Origin of the sequence: Helicobacter apodemus, from assembly GCF_003097575.1 — a bacterium.
In the GTDB taxonomy this organism is placed as follows: domain Bacteria; phylum Campylobacterota; class Campylobacteria; order Campylobacterales; family Helicobacteraceae; genus Helicobacter_D; species Helicobacter_D apodemus.
Genome location: NZ_CP021886.1, coordinates 1302599 through 1323437 on the forward strand (window position 1 = coordinate 1302599; position 20839 = coordinate 1323437).

The window sequence follows — 20839 nt, forward strand, 5'->3', positions numbered from 1 at the left end:
GTCAATGCAGCAAATTCTCAATCTTTTGACTTCTCTCAACAATCAAGCCAATTATCGCACACTTACCCCACAACAACATAAGAATCTAGAAATTTCCTACAACCAAAAATGGCTTTTAAATCTTGCGAGCAATGATTACTTAAATCTTGCGAGCAATGAAAATCTTAAGGAATCATTTTTAGATTCAGAAATTTTTAGAAAAAACTGCTTTTTTAGTGCCTCCTCTTCACGAAGCTTGAGTGGAAACTTTGAAATTTATGCTATTTTTGAAGAGTTCTTAGAAAGCCTTTTTGACAAGAAAGCCCTTTTATTTAATAGTGGGTATCACGCCAATATAGGAGTTATTTCCAGTCTTAATCATTTAAAGAATGTTTTATTCTTAGTCGATAAGTCTATCCACGCTAGCCATATTGATGGTTTAAAGTCCTTTAAAAAACTAAATTTTAAACGATTTTTACATAATGATATGCAATCTCTAACGAATCTCTTAGAAAAATATCATAATCACTATGAAGCAATTTTCATCCTTAGCGAGGGCATTTTTAGCATAGAGGGGGATTTTGCAAAACTCCAGAATCTAATTGGTTTAAAACATCGTTTTAAGAATGTTTATTTATACCTTGATGAAGCTCATAGTATAGGAAGTTTTGGGGATAATGGATTAGGATTAGCCCACAGCCTTAACTGCTTAAAAGATATTGATTTTTTAATCCTTACTTTTGGGAAAGCTATTGGGAGTGTAGGAGCTTGTGTATTATGCAATCAAACCTTTAAAGAATATTTTATTAATACCGCTAGAAGCTTGATTTACTCTACAGCCCTACCGCCTCTTAATGTAGCGATGAGTTATTTTATATTTTCTAGGCTTCATAGTTTTAAAAAGCAACGCAAAGCACTCAAAACTTTAAGTCTAAATTTCAAATCCTCTTTAGAAGGCCTAGAACTCTTTGAAGTCTTAGGGGATTATAATATTTTAAGCATTGTTTTAAAAGAAAACCAAAAAACTATTTTCTTTCAACAAAAGCTCCAAGAATGCGGATTCTTCCTTCCAGCAATCAAACCTCCTACTACTGCAAAAAATAGAGCCTGTTTGCGTATTTCACTTTGTGCAAATATCCCACAAGAAAGACTAGAAATACTTATAAAAAGTCTGCTTAAAATTAATAATGAATATTTATCAAAATATAAAAAATAATAATAAAATATATTTAATATTTGGAGGTTTTGGCTCACAGCCTCATCATTTTACGCCTTTTTTTCCCGATAATCTTATTATTATCTATCATTACCAACATCTAAATTTCACTCCTTTAGAAAACCTCTTAACATCGCTAACATCAGAACAGACAGAGGTAGAGATTTATGCTTTTTCAATGGGAGTTTGGGTAGCAAATTTATTTTTGCAAAACTATAACCCACTAATCTTCACCAAAAAGACCGCTATAAATGGCACAGAATTTGGTATTGATAATACCTATGGGATTCCCCTCAAGGCTTTTAAGCTCACACAAAAAATATTTAATTTAGAGCATTTTAAAACTAATCTTTTGGGGCAACACTCCTACAAAGCACAACACTTAAGCTTTCTTGATGAAGAATCCCTTAAAAAAGAATTAGGATTCTTTATTTCTAATCACAAAGCCTTTCAACAAGGTTCTACTTGGGATAAAGTGATTATTTCTAAAGCAGATTTGATTTTCTCTACAAGTGCTCAAAAATCCTTTTGGATAGATTTCAAAGGCTACCAAAAGCAAATTTTATGGCTAGATTCTCCACATTTTGTGTTTTTTGATTGGAAGTTTTTATGAAAGAAAGACTCCTAAAAACCTTTAAAAATTCTCACAAAACCTACACTCAAAATGCCTTTATCCAGCAAAAAATGCAAGATATACTCCTTGAAAAGCTCAAATATTACACCAATATTTCCTATTTTCCAGAGATTTTAGAACTTGGTTGTGGCATAGGATTATTTTCGCACAAAATTACCCAGCATTTTAGTTTCAAGCATTTTATAGCCTTAGACATTGTAGATTTTAGTGAATATTTTAACCAAACTCCTTTAGAGTTTCATTTGGTAGATATAGAAGATTTTACAAAGATAAAAAATTTTTATCAAGATACTAAAAATGATTTAATAATCTCTAATGCGGCTTTACAATGGATTAATCAAGAATCTTTTTTGCAACAACTCCCGAGCATAGCTAATAAAAATTGTTATCTACTCATCGGGGTTTTTGGGGAAAAAAATTTTTTAGAATTTCAAGAGCTTTTTGGTATAGGCTTAAATTATCTTAATCCTCAAAAATACCAAAAAATCCTAGAAAAAGATTGGAATATCTTAGAAATAAGCCAATCCTTAGAAACTTTGGCTTTCAAGAATCCTCTTGAAGTTTTTAGGCACATAAAAAACACAGGAACAAATGCCCTTAATTCTATTCAAATCACCAAACAATGCCTAAGAGATTATACGCTTAAGTTTGACAATAAACTTACCTATGCTCCGCTCTACATTTTGGCACAAAAAAAGTAGATTCTTATTAAAACAATGCTAATATTTTAAATCTAGCAAGGTTTAATGAAGGCTTAAGTAATGTTTGAAACCCCCACAAAAAATCCTATAACAATAAAAAGCATTTTCTTACAATCAAAAAATGACTTTTTTAGTGCTTATATTTTACGATTAATCTTTTTACCTCTTATTTTGGTATTAGTATTTTGGGGCATTATTTTTTATTTTTTTATTGGAGATGCTTTTAGCTCTCTTTACTCCTTTATACGCCCAGATTTATCTATTTCTAGTAATTGGTTCTCTTGGATTCAAAACCTTTTAGATTCTCTACTTAAGATAACACTTTTTTTGTTTTTAAGTATTATGTTTTTAGCTTTAACCTTACTTAGCAATCTTATCCTATGCTCCTTTTTAACCCCCTTTATTATAGGCTTTATCCACAATAAGCACTATCCAACTAAAACTATTAATAGCAACTCTTCACTCTTACAAACCTCTTTAACATTACTAAAAATATATTTCCTCTATCTCTTAATGCTATGCCTGCTTATCCCTTTGTATTTTGTTCCTTTTATAGGCTCTTTAGTGATTTTAATCCCTAATTATTGGCTTTTCTCAAAAACATTAGTCTTAGATGCAGGGGAGAGTATTTTGGATAAAAATACTCTTAAAGAGATTCAAAAAACCCATAAACAAGAAATTAGGAGTATTGTTATTCCGCTTTTTGCTTTAAGCCTACTACCTTTGTTAAACTTCTTTACACCTTTTTTTGCACTTATTGCACTAGCACATTTATTATTTACACTTAAATCATAAGGAAATTTTATGCAAATACAAATCCAAAGAGCTGTTTTATCCTCTATCCTTTTTGACCCTGCTCAATTAGATGATATTCAAGCACAATTAGTCCCTGAAGATTTTTCTTACAAACCCCATCAAGATATTTTTGGTGCAATGTTAGAGTTAAAAAGGCTTGATCTACCCATTGATGAAGAATTTATTTTAAAAAAATCCACCCCCTCCCGCCCTATCCCTCAAGAGGAAATCCTTAATATACTAAGCACAAGCCCTATTGGGGATATTCAAGCTTATGTTGATGAAATTAAAGATTCCGCTACTAAACGCAAATTACACACTCTAGCGATGAAGATTAATGAAGCTAGCAACCAAACTGATAATGCAGCAAAAGAAATTATTGACTACCTCCAAAGTGAGCTTTATAAAATTACCAACATACAAGATAATAAGAGCTTTAGGGATTCTAAAGAAATTACAACCTCAACTTTAAAATATATCGAAGAAATGAAGCAAAAAGGCAATTCTATTCTTATTGGCATTGACACAGGTTTTCATTCCTTAAATGAAAAAACAACGGGTTTTGGCAAAGGGGATTTAATCATCGTAGCCGCACGTCCCTCTATGGGAAAAACCACACTTGTCTTAAATATGGCACAAAAAGCCTTAGATACAGGGAGAGGTGTGGCATTTTTTAGTCTTGAAATGCCTGCTGAACAACTAATGTTAAGAATGCTATCGGCTAAAACCTCTATTGCTTTGCAACACCTAAGGGTTGGAAATTTACAAGATGAAGAGTGGGAACAATTAAGTAATGCTAGTGAAATTATGGCAAATGCTCCTTTATTTATTGATGATAGTAGCCTCCTAACCATTCACCAATTAAGGAGTAAGCTTAGAAAACTCAAATCCCAACATCCTGAAATTGGACTAGCCATTATTGATTATTTACAGCTTATGAGTAGTGCAAACAATAAAGATAGGCACCAAGAAGTGAGTGAGATAAGTAGAGGGTTAAAAATGATAGCAAGGGAATTAGAAATTCCTATTATTGCCCTCTCACAACTTAATCGTGGGCTTGAATCTAGAAGTGATAGACGCCCTATGCTCTCTGATTTAAGGGAATCTGGATCCATAGAGCAAGATGCAGATATTATTCTCTTTGTCTATCGTGATGCAGTTTATAAACAAAAAGATGAGAAAGAAAAAGAAGAAGCTGCCAAAAAAGAAGGGAGGGAATATAAAACCGCCTTTATCCCCAAAAATGAAGAGGAAGCAGAGATTATAATAGGTAAGCAAAGGAATGGTCCAACAGGCACTATTAAGCTTGTTTTTCATAAGCATTGCACCCGCTTTGTAGATATTGCCAATAATGCTTTAGAAATTATCTATGAAGATACTGCAAACACTACACAAACAGAGTTTATACCACCTAATACACATATTGAAATGCCAACAAATATTTAAGACAATGCTTTAGCAACTGCAACATTATTTCACGACTTACAAAAAGTAAAAGGATTCTTATCTAAAATTATTTTAAACTATACAATTCTTTGTTATACTCTAATAAATTATATTACGAAAGGAAATACTATGAATATTACTTACACCCTAACTGATGAATCCCCAGCATTAGCTACTTATTCTTTTCTACCCATTGCAAAAGCTTTTCTAAAAACAGCGGGTATTACCATTACCACCTCTGATATTTCACTCTCTGCAAGAGTTATCGCACAATTTAAAGAAAATCTACAACCAAACCAACACATAGAAGACGAATTAGCCCTATTAGGGGAGTTAGTCAATAAACCTGATGCAAATCTTATCAAAACTCCTAACATTTCAGCTTCTATCCCTCAACTTAAAGCGACTATTAAAGAGCTACAAGCTAAGGGCTATGCTATCCCAAATTTCCCCGATGAACCCAAAAACGCAGAAGAAAGGGCTATTAAAGAAAAATACCAAAAAGTCTTAGGCTCTGCCGTCAATCCCGTGCTGCGTCAAGGAAACTCGGATAGGAGATGCACAAAAGCCGTGAAAGAATATGCGAAAAAAAATCCCTACAAAGTAACCCCTTTTAGCAAAAATTCTAAAACAAGGGTTTCTTATATGCAAGATGGCGACTTTTTTTCTAATGAAAAAGCCATCCTAATCCCTAATCCCACAACTGCTAAAATAGAATTTATCGGTAGCAATGGCGTAGAACTTCTAAAAGAAAATATCAAATTAGAATCTAATGAAATTTTAGACGCTACTTTCATAAGCACAAGAGCTTTGGAGGAATTTTATGCTGAACAAATCGCTATTTCTAAGAAAGAAGACCTACTTCTATCTTTGCATTTAAAAGCTACAATGATGAAAGTAAGCGATCCTGTGATTTTTGGTTATGCGGTGAAAGTCTATTTCAAAGAACTCTTTGAAAACTTCAAAGACGAATTTGAAAAGTTAGGGATTAACCCAAACAATGGAATATCAGAACTCTTAAGCAAAGCAGAATCCTCTCCCTTAAAAGATAAAATTCTACAAAAATACCAAGAGATTCTTAGCAAAAGTGCTTCACTTTCTATGATAAATTCTAATAAGGGCATTACCAATTTACATATTCCTAGTGATGTTATCGTTGATGCTTCAATGCCTGCAATGTTAAAAAATGGAGCGAAACTTTGGAATAAAGAGGGCAAAGAACAAGACACTAATGCACTCATACCCGATAAAACCTATGCAACCATTTATGAAGCGGTATTAGAGGATTTACACCAAAATGGCACCTTAGACCCTAGAACATTAGGTAGTGTTTCCAATGTGGGCTTAATGGCTAAAAAAGCACAAGAATATGGCTCTCATGATAAAACCTTCATCGCAAAAGAATCGGGCATTTTTAGAATCTCCGATGAAAAAGGCAATACCTTATTAGAACATAAAGTCGAAAAAGGGGATATTTATAGGGCTAATCAAGCTAAATATGAAGCGGTGCTAAATTGGATTGATTTAGGGATACAAAGGGCTGATATTACAGGCAATAAAGCAATATTTTGGTTAGATTCTAAACGTCCTAGCAATAAAATTATGAGTGATTTAGTGCAATCTCGTCTCAAAGAAAAGGGCAAAAATATTGATATTTTAGCCCCTAAAGAAGCTTGTTTAAAATCCTTAGAGCTTATTAGAGCGGGTAAAGATTGTATTTCTATTACAGGAAATGTTTTACGCGATTATTTAACCGATTTATTCCCTATTTTAGAGCTTGGGACAAGTGCAAAGATGCTCTCAATCGTGCCTATGCTAAAGGGTGGAGCTATGTTTGAAACAGGAGCTGGAGGAAGTGCACCCAAACAAGTTGAACAGCTAGTAGAGGAAAACCATTTGCGTTGGGATAGTCTAGGAGAGTTTTTAGCACTTCAAGCAAGTTTAGAGTTTTACGCACAAAAGAATAATAATAACCAGGCAAAGGTATTAGCACAATCTCTTGATTGTGCCATTGGTGAATGGCTTAATAATAACAAAGCCCCTTCAAGAAAAGTTAGGGAGGATGATAACCGCACAAGCCATTTCTACCTTGCAATGTATTTTGCCAAAGCCCTCTCACTCCAAAATGAAGATTCTACACTCAAAACACATTTTACAAATATTGCTCAAGAATTTAAGGAAAATGAAGAAAAAATTCATCAAGAATACCTAAATGCACAAGGCGTTCAAGTAGATTTAGGCGGATATTATAAGCTTGATGATGAGAAATGCAATACGATTATGCGTCCTAGTGCTACCTTTAATGCCATAATAGATAAAATTGCAAGAGTATAGCTCCTATATATTCTATAAATAGGGATTTTACCCTCACGCATAAAGGTATCTCCTCCCTATAAACTAGGAATAAAAACTTTTAATTTTAAGTAAATTTAATATATTTAATCATCTTAAAAACCATTAATTAAGAATAAGGAATAAAATGCGACCATAACATAAAAAACTATCAAACAAAAATCTCTACTTGCTGCCAATATTAAAGTAGAGCAGCTTTTAGCAGATAATTTGCCCACCTGCCCCCCCCCCACGCAGATATAGATAATAACTTCCAAATCTTAGATTGAGGTGCTGGTAAAAACTTCTTTACTAAGATAATTTATACCATTCTCCAAGAAAAAGGTTTCATACCAAAAACAACTTAAAGCTTGTAATTATAATTTAGAAAAATACGCTTTTAGCGAGTTTATTCCTTGCGAATTTAGTGATTTTAACCAAAGCTTAAAGTATGAATACAGCAGCTTTTATTGTGTTATTTCTATGGAAGTTATTAAACACCTAGAATGCCCCTTAAATACCTTAAAAAAACCGAACAAATCCTTAGTAAATGAGATTTTCTACTCCTTACGACACCCAATATTTTAAATCTTGCTTCAAGAATTCGTTATTTTTTAATGGCACCTACCAGCTTTTTGTTTTCACCCCAAGACCCTTTATTATTTAGAAGTTGCTACCAACACATTAACCCACCCTCTCTTGTATATCTAAGTTTTATTATTAAAAAAAGAATAATTTTAGATTAGAAGTTACAACAGATAGGCTAAAACATCCATCACTATTTCTATACAATGCTACAAAACCTTTTTTCTTATTTAGCTAAACTTCAAACCATCAAAAGATTCCAAAAGAAAGAAAAACAACTCTATGAAGAGAATAAAGACATCATTCCACTAATGTATTCTAAAACTATTCTTTTTTGTGGGAGGACGCTCATCATTAAAGCAATAAACGCATATGGCAGCTTTCTTAGAAAACAAAAGAGAGGGATTCCTAAAATAGGCTATCAAAATATATTAATTATGTTACAATCTTTCTTTTGAATTTTTAATACAAGGAAAATTATGCGTATTACTATTTTAAACTTCAATGGAAATGGGTTAAAGAATGAAATTAGTGAGTTTAAAATTAGCAATTTTTATAGCAATGAGTGCTTTAACGCCATTAAAGAATATAGAAATTTATAATCAAGATGAGAGGGGGGGGGGGGCAATAATAGGCATTAATTATCCGCTAAAATCGGATAAAGAAATCGCATTTTGTCGTAATTTCATCACTTACTCCTTACAACAACGACGCAACACTTATCATTATCCAAAACCGCAAGAATTTATGGAAATTGATAGATTTGCTCTATTTGCGTTATTTTCTAAGCTAACTCCAGATAATTTAAAGGTTGGGATTTTATACAAAAAGGGTGAGCTTTTAGCCCCACAGAGAAATAAACTTCATTGCCTACTGCGTCAAGACTTAGGTATTGCAAATGAGATTATAAACAAAAAAATCTTTTTTGAATCAAGGCATTTATTCAATCTAAGCTATGAATGGGAGATGTTTAAACCCTCATCAGATTATTTAAGGCACGAATTAACAGAATTAGCACACGAATTTTACCCAGCACCAAAAGAAATGATAATCGCAATTAATAATGTATGCAACTTAAAATGTGTGATGTGTGAACTTCATAATCCAGAATTACAAAAAAACCATAAAAATGATTTTTTTTAAAAAACGCAAATATTTGGAGACAGAAAAAGTCTATGAAGCCCTTGATTATGCAGGTTGCAATGGTGTGCATATGGTTAATCTAAGTGCAGATGGCGAGGCATTGCTTGATGAGAGATTACCAGATTTCATAAAATGAGCAAAAGAGGCTAAAATCCCCTATGTGTTTTTGACAACCAATGGCACACTGCTTGACAAACTAGGCTGCGAACTACTTGAATGCGGCTTAGATTCTATGAATATTAGCATTGATGGCTACTCATCAGAAATGTATGAAAAAATCCGCGGCTTCCCCCTTGAGAAAGTAGAGGAGGGTGTAATAAATGTGCTAAATACGCACGAGAGTTAAACGCAAAAGGACGCAACATAAGCTTTAATATAAACTGCGTTAGTATATAATGAAATGCGAAATGATGAATTTAAAGCTACTTTTGCACATAAGTGGCGTAAATGGCGAGATATTATCACGCATATAAATTTTATTAGTTGTATCAACAAAAACAACAAAGGAGAATCCATTCTACCCGTAATAAATCCCACCAATAGTGTATGTAGATTGCCCTTTACACGAATGATAATAAACTCATATGGTGCGGTTGGATTTTGCTGCACGATGCTAGGGGCACAACATTATTATCCCGTGAAACTACCTAACATCCACGATGATAGTTTAGAAAATATTTGGACAAAAGAGTTTGCCACACACTTACGCAATGAAGTGCTAAGTGATAATTATACGCGTTTTAATATATGCAAAACTTGCTTTGAACGTGAAAGTAGTGTGCTAGAACTCAATGGAGAGTCAAAACAAAATAATGCAGATATTTACTAAGGCTTCTCTACTCTCTTTACTAAAATCCTTAGTAAAGAGAAATTTAATAAGTTATAGCATACTAGAAGTTTTAAAGCTTCAATGCTAAGCAAAATTAAATGTAGCAATAATCCCAAAACCCCTTATAAGTTAGGAAACAACATAACCTACACACAAAATTAGGCAAAGACTCTTATATGAGAGTAGCTTTGTATAACCCCTATAAATTTAGATTGAAATACTAACAACGATTCTTTTAAGATAATTTATACAACTCTTTTAAAAAGGTTTCACACCCAAAAACATTTCAATATATTTATTCCCTACTAATTTGGTTTTAACCCAAGCTAAATATAACCTTTATTGTATTATTTCTATGGAGACTATTAAGCCTCTTTATCTTAAAAAGTTTATTGAAAAATTCTTTTTGTTTATAACTAATTTCTAACATCAATTACAATAAAAATCTTGAATGATTTTTTTTGCTCCCTCTAACATAAACATTGCATCTGAACCTAGTGTTAAAAAATTAAAACCTAATTTTTCCATTTTTTTAGCATATCTTGCACTTCCATTGTGGATTCCACAAAATTTCTGATATTTTTTGGTTTTTTGCAGAATTAACTCAATAGTTTGAAAAACAGATTCATCTTCTTGATCGAATTTTGGAGTAACCCCTAGAGAACAAGATAAATCAGCAGGCCCAATATAGACTCCATCAATACCTTCAATACTTAAAATTTCTTCTAAATTTTCAAACGCCTCTTTAGTTTCAATCATAGCAAACACAAAAGTTTCTTCTTTAGCCACTTCAAAATAATTTTGATCATATAAAAACTTTGCCCTAATAGGTCCAAAACTCCTCTCTCCATAGGGAGGATAATAGCAAGATTTAACTAATCTTTGTGCATCTTTTTTAGAATTAATCATAGGACAAATAATTCCATTTACTCCTGCATCAAGACTCTTCATAATGCTTGATTCTTCAAGCCAAGGAACCCTTACAAAAGTTGGTATATGTATCGTCTTAATAGCCTGCAGCATAGGAATAAGACTAGAATAATCGCTTATGCCATGTTGCATATCAATAGTTAATGTATCAAAGCCTGCATAAGCCATAACTTCAGCTCCAAAGGCATTATTGAGGCTTATCCAACCATTAAGTGTGGATTTTTGATTCTTCCATAAATCAACAATTTTTTTCATATTTTTCATAGCTTATATTGCTGTGTGATAATTTTAGAGTTTAAATACTCAAACATCCCCTCTTCCCCACTCTCTCTCCCAAAGCCGCTTGCCTTAATACCTCCAAATGGAATTTCAGCAGCTGCTAGGGCAAAACTATTAATACCTACCATTCCTGCACTAATTTTTTGCGAACTTAAATTTGCTTTTTCTAGCGAATTGGTAAATACATAAGAAGCTAAACCATATTCTGTATTATTTGCTTTACTAAAAGCCTCATCAACATCAGAAAAGCTTTGAATAAGCGCAATAGGACCAAAGATTTCGTTGCAAAGCAAATAAGAATCATCGGGTAAATCGCGAATAACTGTTGGCTCAAAGAAATAACCTTTTTTAAAAGATTCTGCTCTTTTTCCTCCACAAAGAATTTTACCCCCTGTTTGCCTCGCCCTTTGTATAAAATCCTCTATTTGATGAACTCTTTTTTGTGTAACTAAAGGACCCATATCCACACCCTCTTCTAATCCATTTCCAAGCTTAAGTTTTTTAGTTTCCTCCACAAAAGCTAAACAAAAATCCTCCATAATGTTTTTATGCACATAAAATCGAGTAGGAGATACACAGACTTGCCCAGCGTTAGCAAACTTCACTTTAACGCTTAATTGGGCTATTGTTTTTGGATTGACATCTTCATGGATAATAACAGGTGCATGTCCGCCAAGCTCCATGGTAACTTTTTTGAGAGTTTGACTAGAATCCCGTATGAGCTGTTGCCCTACTGCTGTTGAACCTGTTAAAGATACTTTCCTTACACGAGGATCTTGCATAAGAATTTCTGAAATCTTTAGAGCCTTGCCACATAAAAGAGAAACCATTCCTTTAGGAAAATTTGCTTTATGGATAGCATCTAGCAGTTTCATACCCACTAAAGGAGCAATATCTGTGCTACGAATGATAATTGGACAACCAGCTGCTAACGCAGGGGCTACCTTTCTTGCTGTTAATAACATAGGAAAGTTCCACGATGAAAAAGCAGCTACTATCCCTATAGGCTCATATTTAACATAAACTTCAGTAGAGGAGTTTCTACTTTGGAGAATCTGCCCTTTAATTCTTTTAGTTTGTTCCCCAAACCAAATAAATTGATCAATTGTTAAATTCATCTCTCGCATACTTTGCGCTAAGGGCTTTCCTGTTTCTAAAGAAATGATTTTTGCTATCTCATCAAGATCACTTTTTAAAAGGTCTGCAACTTTTTGTAACTTTTCTGCCCTTTCCCAAGCATTGAGTGTTTTGTATTCTTCTAATGCAATACTTGCGGCATCAATAGCATTCCTTACTTGATTACTTGAAGCTGAAGCAACAGTTCCTAAAACCTCTTCATTAAAGGGATTAATAACCTCAAAACTATCCTCCTCACCTTTTACAAACTCTCCATTAATATATAAACCATAATCATTGTAACTTTTCACATTTTTCCTTTATAATGCATATTTTGCTTTAATGTTAGCAATTTCAATCATTTGTTTTTGTTGATGAGATTGCAAAGCCGCTAAGGCTAGAATAGTCGCTTCAATACTCTCATCTATTCCTACACTTGGGGGATTATTATTTTGAATATTAAAAATAAAATCCTCTAGTTCATTTTTATAAGAATCCCTATAACGTTCCAAAAAGAAATCAAGGGGATTTTCTCTGCTCTCATTTTCTTTATTACAAAGAATTACAGAATTGTCATATTTATTATCACAAAAAATGCGTCCATCTTTTCCTAAAACTTCAATTCTTTGATCATACCCATAAACAGCACTTCTGCAGTTTTCAATACTGGCTAAAGATCCATCCATTAAAGTAAAAAGCAAAAATGCTGTATCGACATCAATATCGCCATAATCAGTTACTAAATTTGTAGCATTGACAAATATACTTTGAACTTCCTTTTTGGTGATAAACCTTAGCATATCAAAATCATGAATACTCATATCCAAAAACATACCCCCTGAAGCTTGCACATAATTTCTTGGCGGAGGAGAAAAATCTCTAGAAGTAATGCGAGTTTGCACTAATTTCCCAACCGCACCTTCTTGAATTTCTTTGGCAATTTTCCTGAAATTAGAATCAAATCGGCGATTGAAGCCTACTTGTAAAAAAACATTTCCTTTTTCCACTAATTGCTTAATTTCAAGAATCCTATTTAAGTCTAAATCAATGGGTTTTTCACAAAAAATTATTTTATGAGCAAGAATAGATTTTTTAATTAAATCATAATGTGTATCACTTGGTGTGCAAATAAAGATTGCATCAATTTGAGGATCATCAAAAATGTCTTTTTCATCTTTACTAGAAGAGACATTAAATCCTTTTATAAAATCCTCATCAACAAAAGGATCAACTACCATTTTTAAATCCACCTTTGGATGATTAATTAAATTTTTAATATGAATTTTTCCAATTCTTCCTGTGCCAAAAACACCAACTTTTATCATTTACATACCTTTATATTTAAAATATTCGAGGCTCCATCTCTCTTGGACTACCTTCTGTTAAAAAATCAAAATCGCAACCCTCATGAGCCTGTGTTACATGTTCTGTATAGAGCTTTACATATCCACTTGTATAATCTCTCCTTGGGGGTTGAAATTCCTTACGTCTCTGTTCTAATTCTTCCTCAGAGAGACAAACTTCTAAAAGACGTTTTTCAACATCTAAAGAAATCCAATCTCCCGTTTTTACTAAGGCTAAATTCCCTCCGATATAGGATTCTGGACTCACATGTAAAACACAAGCCCCATAGCTTGTTCCGCTCATTCTTGCATCAGAAATACGCAAAATATCTTTTACGCCTCGTTTTAAAAGCTTTTTAGGGATAGGAAGTTGTCCCCATTCAGGCATTCCAGGAGCTCCTAATGGTCCTGCATTTTTAAGGATTAAAACGGTATTCTCATCAACATCTAAATCCTCTTTATCAATCTCCTCTTTTAGGGTTTGAATATCGTCATAAACTAAAGCTCTGCCTTTATGTTTTAAGAGTCTTTTTTCACAAGCTGATTGCTTTAAAATTGCTCCATTTAAACAGAGGTTGCCTCTCAAAACCGCCAAAGAAGGATTACTATTAAAAGGCTTTTCTAAAGTAGCGATCACTTCTTTATTGAATACTTTTGCCTCTTTGATATTTTCATACAAAGAAGTAAGATTGATGGTTTTAATATCGTGCAGTTTTGGTTGTAGTGCCTTTTGTAACGCTAAGATTCCTCCAGCATAATAAAAATCCTCCATAACATATTTTCCAGAGGGTTTTAGATTTAAAAGTAAGGGGATATCTCTACCTATCTTTTCAAAATCATCAAGCTCTAAAGAGATCTTCGCTCTTTTTGCCAATGCGATTAAATGGATAATAGCATTAGTAGACCCCCCTATGGCGTTTAAAGTAACAATAGCATTCTCAAAAGATTCTCTGCTTAAAATATCACTAGGCTTAATATCTTTATGAACTAGTTCAACAATTTTAACGCCACATTCTCTAGCCATTCTTTTATGGTTTGAATCCACAGCAGGAATAGAAGAGGCTCCGGGCAAAGACATTCCTAAGGCTTCTGCCATAGTCATCATAGTTGCAGCTGTCCCCATAGTCATACAAGTTCCTGCGCTTCTAGCAATACCCATCTCAAGCTTTCTCCACTCACAATCACCAAAACAACCTGCTTGCCTTAAGTCCCAATACTTCCAAACATCTGTCCCACTTCCTAAAGATTCCCCTTCAAAATTACCTTTTAACATTGCTCCTGCTGGCATATAAATAGTGGGAATATTAAAAGAAAAAGCCCCCATTAATACTCCTGGGGTAGTTTTATCACATCCTCCCATAACTACCGCTCCATCTACAGGGAATGCCCTAAGAATTTCTTCAACTTCCATAGCCAAAAAATTCCTAAACATCATTGAAGTGGGTTTAATAAGCTGCTCTCCTACGCTCATAACAGGTATCTCCATAGGAAATCCACCCGCTTGAAAAACCCCCCTTTTAATATCTTCTACTCTTTCTTTAAAATGAGTATGGCAAGTATTAAAGTCATTCCAAGTATTAATAATGCCAATAATAGGTTTTCCGATATATTCTTGTGGGGAATATCCCATTTGATTGACTCTAGAGCGATGCCCAAAGCTTCTTAAATCATCTTTTTCAAACCATCTTAAGCTTCTTAATTTTTTCATTAATAGTTCCCCTTAAATATTTTCTTCTTTTTTACTCTCATAAGAGGAAATGATGGCATTAATAACTTTAGCCACTTTTGCAGCAGCTTCAAAATCCACAAAATTATTAAATTTTGGGTTATGAATTTTCTCTAAAAAATTGGCTATTTCTATAACTTTTAATTCATCATATCCAATACTAGAGCCATTAGAGGGATTGAAATAATGATGGTAGGGGTGTATTGGAGAAGAATAAATTTTTCTATACCCCATAGCAGCTTCATCTTCCTCTCTTAAAAACAAATGCAGGGTATTCATTTCTTCAAAATTCCATTTAATACTTCCTTTAGAGCCATAAATTTCAAATGAATGCTCAGATGTAGGTCCAAAAAAGATTCTTGAAGCATCAATAAATCCCTCGCAACCATTTTGAAAACTAATTCTTGCTGCAACATAATCATCATTAGTTACTTCCTTAAGGACTGCATTTTTATCTGCCTTTGCATAATGACTAGCTCCCTCCTTAGCAACAGGTCTTTGAGATATGAATGTCTTTAAAGTGCCATTAACACTTTTTATATCTCCAACCAAATAAAGTGCCATATCTATAGCGTGAGTCATAATATCTGTTATTGCTCCTAAGCCATTTTCTTTTTCAAAACGCCAAGAATAACAACCTCTTTCATCCGCTGCATAACACGAAAAAAATCTACCCCGGTAGCTGTAGATTTTCCCGATTTTTCCCTCATCAATAAGTTTTTTTGTGTATTGCACTAAGGGTGCCCAACGATAATTAAAGCCTACGCAAGTCTGCTTAGAATAATTTTTAGTTAGATCATAGGCTTCTAGAGTTTCTTTTGGGAATGCACCAATTGGCTTCTCACAATTAATATGCTTACCCTTTTGGATACAATATTTAATGATTTCTAAATGTAGAGCATTGGGAGTTGTAATATCTACAACTTCCACTTTAGGGTGATCAACAACAGCTTGCCAAGAGGTGGTATATTCTTCAAAACCAAATTTATCTTTAGCAGCTTTTGCTCTCTCTTTGAGAATTTCACTACAAATAATAAGTTTAGGGGAAATATTTTTATTGGCGAATTTGAGTTTATAATTAATATAAGCACTACTATGCACTTCTCCCATCCACCCCATCCCAATCACTCCAACACCTATTTCTTTCATAGCTTATCCTGTTATTTTTTTAATAAATCACTAATTGTATTAAACGCCATTTTTGAGTAAGTATAAGGATCTGCTCTTTTGGGATCTTGTTCTGCTTCTATAACAATCCATCCTTCATATTGTGTTGCTTTTAAAAAATTAATGATTTCTGTAAAATTAATCACTCCATCACCAGGAACGGTATAAACACCTGCTAAAACAGCTTCTAAAAAGCTTTTATCTTGGTTTAGGATTTCCTTTTTAACTTCATCTCTTACATCCTTTAAATGGATATGGTAAATTCTATCTCTATGCTTTTTAAGCTCCCTAAAAGGCTCTTCACCTGCAAAGTAATAATGCCCTGTATCAAAAGTGATTCCAATATCTTTAGAGCCATATTGTAAAAATAAATCCACTTCCTTAGCGGTTTGAAAAATAGTTCCCATATGATGGTGATAGGCAAGGATCGCCCCCTCATTTTTGGCAAACTCGTGTAAGAGAGAATATTTTTCAGCGTATTGCTTGATTTCATCTTCTTTTAAAATGGGTTTATGGCTAAGTCCTAAAGGCTTCCCTTGAATAGTATTAGAGCATTCAGCATAGACAATATTATGGCTATTGCAGTAATTTCTCCTTTCTATTTCTTGGAGCAATATTCTTTTTTCCTCCACAAGAGAGTTTGTAAGCAAATTTCCGCTAAACCAACCCCCCACTAATTCAAGTTCATAATCATTCAGGATTTTACTTAATTCCTTTTTGTCTTTTGGGAATTTATTACCCAGCTCTACTCCATCAAATCCAATCTCTTTAGCGTCCCTAAGAAAAGTCGTTAATGGTGTTTCTCCCCCAAGTTCTGGCAAATCATCATTACTCCACGCAATAGGTGCAATGCCTAATTTTACATTAATAGCATATTCCATAGCAATCAAACTCCTTTGCGTTGTCTTTGGAAATTTTCTTCAAATTTGATTCTTGCTTTTTGTATGGATTCTTTATGGCTTACTTCTGGCACTCCAACTTGCCACCATACATTAGAATACTCTGACCAATCATATTTGGAAACTTTAACATGAATAAGAAAGCTCACTTTGCTCTCTCTTGCTTGTTTAAAAGCTTCCTTAAGTTCTTCAATAGAATACACAAATACACCCTCTGCGCCCATACTTTTAGCATTCATCACAAAATCTGTCATAAAGGGCTTATTAGCCATTTTACAATCTTCAATGAGGTTATTAAAAGGCTCTCCTCCTTGATTAATTTGCAAACGATTAATAACGGCATACCCTTCATTATCACACACAACAATAATCATCTTATCTCCACTTAATACTGAAGAATAAATCTCAGAATTTAGCATCATATAAGAACCATCCCCCACAAGCACAATCGTATCACCCTCTTTATGGGCAATAGCAGAACCATATCCTCCTGATATTTCATAACCCATACAAGAAAAACCATATTCGTGATCAATAGAATTAAAGCCGAGATTTCTCCATAATGTATTAAACTCCCCGGGTAACCCACCCGCTGCCAATATGATTCTATCTTTTGGAGTAGCTAAAGCATTGATTGCCCCTATTACATTTGCATAAGTGGTTATCTCTTTTTTTTCTTGGATTTTTTCTTCAATATATTGATTATATTTATTTTTATTTTCAAAAGCTGTTTTTAAGAAAGTTTCTTCAATTTTTATTAAGGCACAAAGTTCTTTAAGGTCAATTAGTGCTTCTTTGGCGTCAGCACAAATTGCAATAAAGGAATGTTTAACACAATCTGCGGCATTAGCGTTAATAGAGATAATTTTAGTATTCTCTTTAAAATTGCTCCAAGAAGCAGTTGTAAAATCTTGCAACCTTGTTCCAATAGCAAGAATCAAAGTAGCACTTTTAACAAGTTCATTTGCAGAACAAGACCCCAAAACTCCAATTGGTCCAATATTATAAGGTTCATTATGGGGCACTAAAGATTTCGCACTAACTGTTGTTGCATAGGGTATTCTTAAATAATGCACAAAATCCAAAAATTCTTTTTGGGCTTCAGAATAAATCAATCCAGCCCCCGCAATAATAGCTATTTTGTTATGTTTTTGAATTTCCATCACAGCTTGTCTTAAAATCTCTTTATCAGCTCTTTGTCGGGGAATAATATGTAGCTTTTTATCAAAAAAATGTTGGGGAAATTCATAAGCTTGTGCTTGAATATCTTGGCATAAGCCTATAAAAACTGGACCACAAGTTGATGGGTTAAGCATAGTTTCAATAGCCATTGGCAAACTTTGCATAATTTGTTCTGCTTGTGTGATTCTATCCCAATATTTCACAATAGGCTTAAAACAATCATTGGCTGAAAGTGTTGGATCATAGCTTTGTTCAATTTGTTGCAAAACAGGAGAAGGTAAGCGACTATTAAAATAATCTCCAGATAGAATTAATAAAGGTAAGGAATTAGTATAGGCAACTCCACAAGCAGTAATCATATTTGTAGCCCCTGGCCCAATTGAAGAGGTTGCAAACATAATTCTTTTTCGATTTTTTGCTTTTGCGTATCCAATAGCTGCTAATGCCATGGATTGTTCATTTTGTCCCCTATATGTAGGAAACTCATCTTTGACATCATATAAAGCCTCCGCCAAACAAGTAACATTCCCATGCCCAAAGATTCCAAACCCTCCATAAAAAAGCCTTTCTTCTTTATTATTAATTTCAATGTATTGATTCATAAGATACTTAACGATAGCCTGCCCTACTGTTAATTTAATTGTTTTCATAAATTTTCTCCATTATAGGTTTTTTGTCGCTTCGCCAAGTTCAGCTGTTAAATCTTGTATAGTTTTATCTCCAGCCATTTTGTTTTGCAATTCCTCCGTTGTAATTTCATCTTTCTTAAAAGTGCCTAAAGTTTTTCCACGATTAAGAATAGTAAATCTATCCCCTACTGCATAAGCATGAAAAACATTATGCGTAATAAAAATAACACCTAGATTCCTTTTTCTAGCTTGTAAGATATATTTTAAAACCATTGAAGATTGTGCAACTCCCAAAGCAGAAGTAGGTTCATCAAGTATTAAAACTTTTGCTCCAAAATGCACGGCTTTTGCAATAGCTAGACATTGTCTCTCCCCTCCACTTAGTGTGCCAATAGGTTGAGAAGGCTCCCGCACATTTATACCTATCTCCTGCATAGCTTCAATAGTGATTTTATTTGCTTTTTTAAAGTCCAGAATATTTAAAAAGGGGATTTTCTTTAGAATCTCATCTTCTCTACCTAAAAAGAAATTTCTTGTAAGCGACATTAAAGGAATTGTAGATAAATCTTGATAAACTGTCGCTACGCCTTCATCTAAAATCTTTTGGGGAGTAGGATGAATAACATCTTTACCGTTAATTTTATAAACACCTGAAGTTTTTTCATGCACACCTGCTAAAGTTTTTATAAGGGTAGATTTTCCTGCTCCATTATCCCCTAATAAACACATTACTTCACCCGGATATAAATCCATACTAATTCCATTTAAAGCAATAATATTCCCAAAATGTTTCGTAATATTTTCAATATGAATAATTGGTGCACTCATTGTCTCATCACCTTTTTCCTTACAGAATTGCTAAAAATCACCGCTACTAAAAGCATACAGCCTAAAAAAACTCTAAAGTAATCATTATCAATACCTGTATAGCTAATACCAATATTGACAATACCAAAAATCAATGCTCCTAAAGAAGCACCAATCACCGTTCCATAACCTCCAGTAAGCAATGCTCCACCCATAACAACAGCAATAATGGCTTCAAATTCTTTTAAAATACCCCTTTGTGCATCTGCTGAACCATAGTCAAAAACTTGACAAGTAGCAAAAATGGTTGCAGATACTGCCGTAAATATAAAAAGGCAAATTTTAACTTTATCTGTAGGAACTCCCATATTTTTAGAAGCTTGCTCATCTCCTCCTGTCGCATAGATCCAATTTCCATATTTTGTTAAACGCAACAAAATAACACCCAAAATTGTTAAACCAATCCACCATATTACAACCATTTTAATACCTGTAACAACAGGAGTTCCATCATCATAAGTAGCAATAATACCACTTTGGGCAAGAAATGTAAAAAGGCTCGTAAAGGTTTCACCACCAAAAAATGCAGCCAACACACTATCTGCTGTGTATTCATTAACTCCTGAAACAAGAGTTTGATTAGTAAAAAGCCTTGATAAAGCGACAGTTAAACCTCTTAGGATAAATAAAGTTCCCAATGTTACGATAAAAGAGGGCAACCTTGTTTTAATAACCAAATAACCATTCAAAAAACCAATAAATATTGAAAAGATAAAGGTTAGCACAATAGCTACTGCTGGATCTATTTTAAATTCAACGACAAAAATAGCTATCATCATTCCAGCAAACCCTATCATTGATCCAACTGATAAATCAAACTCACCAGCAATCATCAATAAACAAACACTTACTGCTAAAACCCCAATTAAAGAAGCTTGTTCAGTCCATGACAGGACACCCTCAAGAGAAAACATATCCCCACTTGCCAAAAAAGAAAAAATTACGAAAATTAGAATTGCACCTAAAACAGGTGGGAATTCAGGTCTTTTTAAAACTCTTAAAAAGATACTTTCTTCTTTTAGACGTTCATCTGCCATAAAAA

19 protein-coding genes are annotated in these 20839 nt (G+C 33.5%); 10 read left to right on the forward strand and 9 right to left on the reverse strand.

Annotated features, from left to right (window positions below; genetic code table 11):
* Nucleotides 1–4: 4 nt before the first annotated feature.
* From CDV25_RS06455 to CDV25_RS06495, 10 genes are all read left to right on the forward strand, one after another.
* Nucleotides 5–1195, forward strand: coding sequence for an aminotransferase class I/II-fold pyridoxal phosphate-dependent enzyme (locus CDV25_RS06455; protein WP_108911252.1), 1191 nt, complete (start codon nucleotides 5–7; stop codon nucleotides 1193–1195).
* Nucleotides 1167–1808, forward strand: coding sequence for a pimeloyl-ACP methyl esterase BioG family protein (locus tag CDV25_RS06460; protein WP_108911253.1), 642 nt, complete (start codon nucleotides 1167–1169; stop codon nucleotides 1806–1808). The genes CDV25_RS06455 and CDV25_RS06460 overlap by 29 nt, the downstream gene beginning before the upstream one ends.
* Nucleotides 1805–2530 (forward strand): methyltransferase domain-containing protein, encoded by a 726-nt coding sequence (locus tag CDV25_RS06465; RefSeq protein ID WP_108911254.1) that lies wholly within the window; start codon nucleotides 1805–1807, stop codon nucleotides 2528–2530. The genes CDV25_RS06460 and CDV25_RS06465 overlap by 4 nt, the downstream gene beginning before the upstream one ends.
* 60 nt (nucleotides 2531–2590) lie before the next feature.
* A complete protein-coding gene (locus tag CDV25_RS06470; RefSeq protein ID WP_108911255.1) occupies nucleotides 2591–3325 on the forward strand; it encodes an EI24 domain-containing protein in 735 nt (244 codons plus the stop codon).
* A gap of 9 nt (nucleotides 3326–3334) precedes the next feature.
* Entirely contained in the window at nucleotides 3335–4771 is a 1437-nt protein-coding gene (locus CDV25_RS06475) for a replicative DNA helicase (protein WP_108911256.1), read from the forward strand.
* 129 nt (nucleotides 4772–4900) lie between these two features.
* A complete protein-coding gene (locus CDV25_RS06480; protein WP_108911257.1) occupies nucleotides 4901–7105 on the forward strand; it encodes an NADP-dependent isocitrate dehydrogenase in 2205 nt (734 codons plus the stop codon).
* Nucleotides 7106–8209: 1104 nt separating this feature from the next.
* Complete coding sequence (locus CDV25_RS06490) at nucleotides 8210–8830, forward strand: hypothetical protein (RefSeq protein ID WP_108911259.1); 621 nt, start codon at nucleotides 8210–8212, stop codon at nucleotides 8828–8830.
* Nucleotides 8817–8966 (forward strand): hypothetical protein, encoded by a 150-nt coding sequence (locus CDV25_RS10225; RefSeq protein WP_162550464.1) that lies wholly within the window; start codon nucleotides 8817–8819, stop codon nucleotides 8964–8966. The genes CDV25_RS06490 and CDV25_RS10225 overlap by 14 nt, the downstream gene beginning before the upstream one ends.
* A 24-nt stretch (nucleotides 8967–8990) precedes the next feature.
* Complete coding sequence (locus CDV25_RS10230; protein ID WP_162550466.1) at nucleotides 8991–9176, forward strand: GTP 3',8-cyclase MoaA family protein; 186 nt, start codon at nucleotides 8991–8993, stop codon at nucleotides 9174–9176.
* A 54-nt stretch (nucleotides 9177–9230) separates the two neighbouring features.
* A complete protein-coding gene (locus tag CDV25_RS06495) occupies nucleotides 9231–9659 on the forward strand; it encodes an SPASM domain-containing protein (RefSeq protein WP_108911260.1) in 429 nt (142 codons plus the stop codon).
* A gap of 429 nt (nucleotides 9660–10088) precedes the next feature.
* Here the strand turns inward: CDV25_RS06495 and CDV25_RS06500 are convergent, their stop codons facing one another.
* From CDV25_RS06500 to CDV25_RS06540, 9 genes are read right to left on the reverse strand one after another with little or no spacing between them, the layout of a single operon-like run.
* Nucleotides 10089–10844 carry an HpcH/HpaI aldolase family protein gene (locus tag CDV25_RS06500; protein WP_204161836.1) on the reverse strand — a complete coding sequence of 252 codons (756 nt, stop codon included), beginning with the start codon at nucleotides 10842–10844 and terminating at the stop codon, nucleotides 10089–10091.
* A gap of 5 nt (nucleotides 10845–10849) precedes the next feature.
* A complete protein-coding gene (locus tag CDV25_RS06505) occupies nucleotides 10850–12295 on the reverse strand; it encodes an NAD-dependent succinate-semialdehyde dehydrogenase (RefSeq protein ID WP_108911262.1) in 1446 nt (481 codons plus the stop codon).
* 9 nt (nucleotides 12296–12304) lie between these two features.
* The gene (iolG, locus tag CDV25_RS06510) at nucleotides 12305–13309 is read right to left on the reverse strand and encodes an inositol 2-dehydrogenase (protein WP_108911263.1); all 1005 of its coding nucleotides are present in this window, start codon (nucleotides 13307–13309) and stop codon (nucleotides 12305–12307) included.
* A gap of 16 nt (nucleotides 13310–13325) precedes the next feature.
* Nucleotides 13326–15035 (reverse strand): L-arabinonate dehydratase, encoded by a 1710-nt coding sequence (gene araD, locus CDV25_RS06515; RefSeq protein WP_108911264.1) that lies wholly within the window; start codon nucleotides 15033–15035, stop codon nucleotides 13326–13328.
* 12 nt (nucleotides 15036–15047) lie between these two features.
* Nucleotides 15048–16202 carry a Gfo/Idh/MocA family protein gene (locus CDV25_RS06520; protein WP_108911265.1) on the reverse strand — a complete coding sequence of 385 codons (1155 nt, stop codon included), beginning with the start codon at nucleotides 16200–16202 and terminating at the stop codon, nucleotides 15048–15050.
* 11 nt (nucleotides 16203–16213) lie between these two features.
* Entirely contained in the window at nucleotides 16214–17101 is an 888-nt protein-coding gene (iolE, locus tag CDV25_RS06525; protein ID WP_162550468.1) for a myo-inosose-2 dehydratase, read from the reverse strand.
* Between the two features lie 5 nt (nucleotides 17102–17106).
* Nucleotides 17107–18951, reverse strand: coding sequence for a 3D-(3,5/4)-trihydroxycyclohexane-1,2-dione acylhydrolase (decyclizing) (iolD, locus tag CDV25_RS06530; RefSeq protein WP_108911267.1), 1845 nt, complete (start codon nucleotides 18949–18951; stop codon nucleotides 17107–17109).
* A gap of 12 nt (nucleotides 18952–18963) precedes the next feature.
* Entirely contained in the window at nucleotides 18964–19758 is a 795-nt protein-coding gene (locus tag CDV25_RS06535) for an ATP-binding cassette domain-containing protein (RefSeq protein ID WP_108911268.1), read from the reverse strand.
* Nucleotides 19755–20834 (reverse strand): ABC transporter permease, encoded by a 1080-nt coding sequence (locus CDV25_RS06540; RefSeq protein ID WP_108911269.1) that lies wholly within the window; start codon nucleotides 20832–20834, stop codon nucleotides 19755–19757. The genes CDV25_RS06535 and CDV25_RS06540 overlap by 4 nt, the downstream gene beginning before the upstream one ends.
* Nucleotides 20835–20839: the final 5 nt, after the last annotated feature.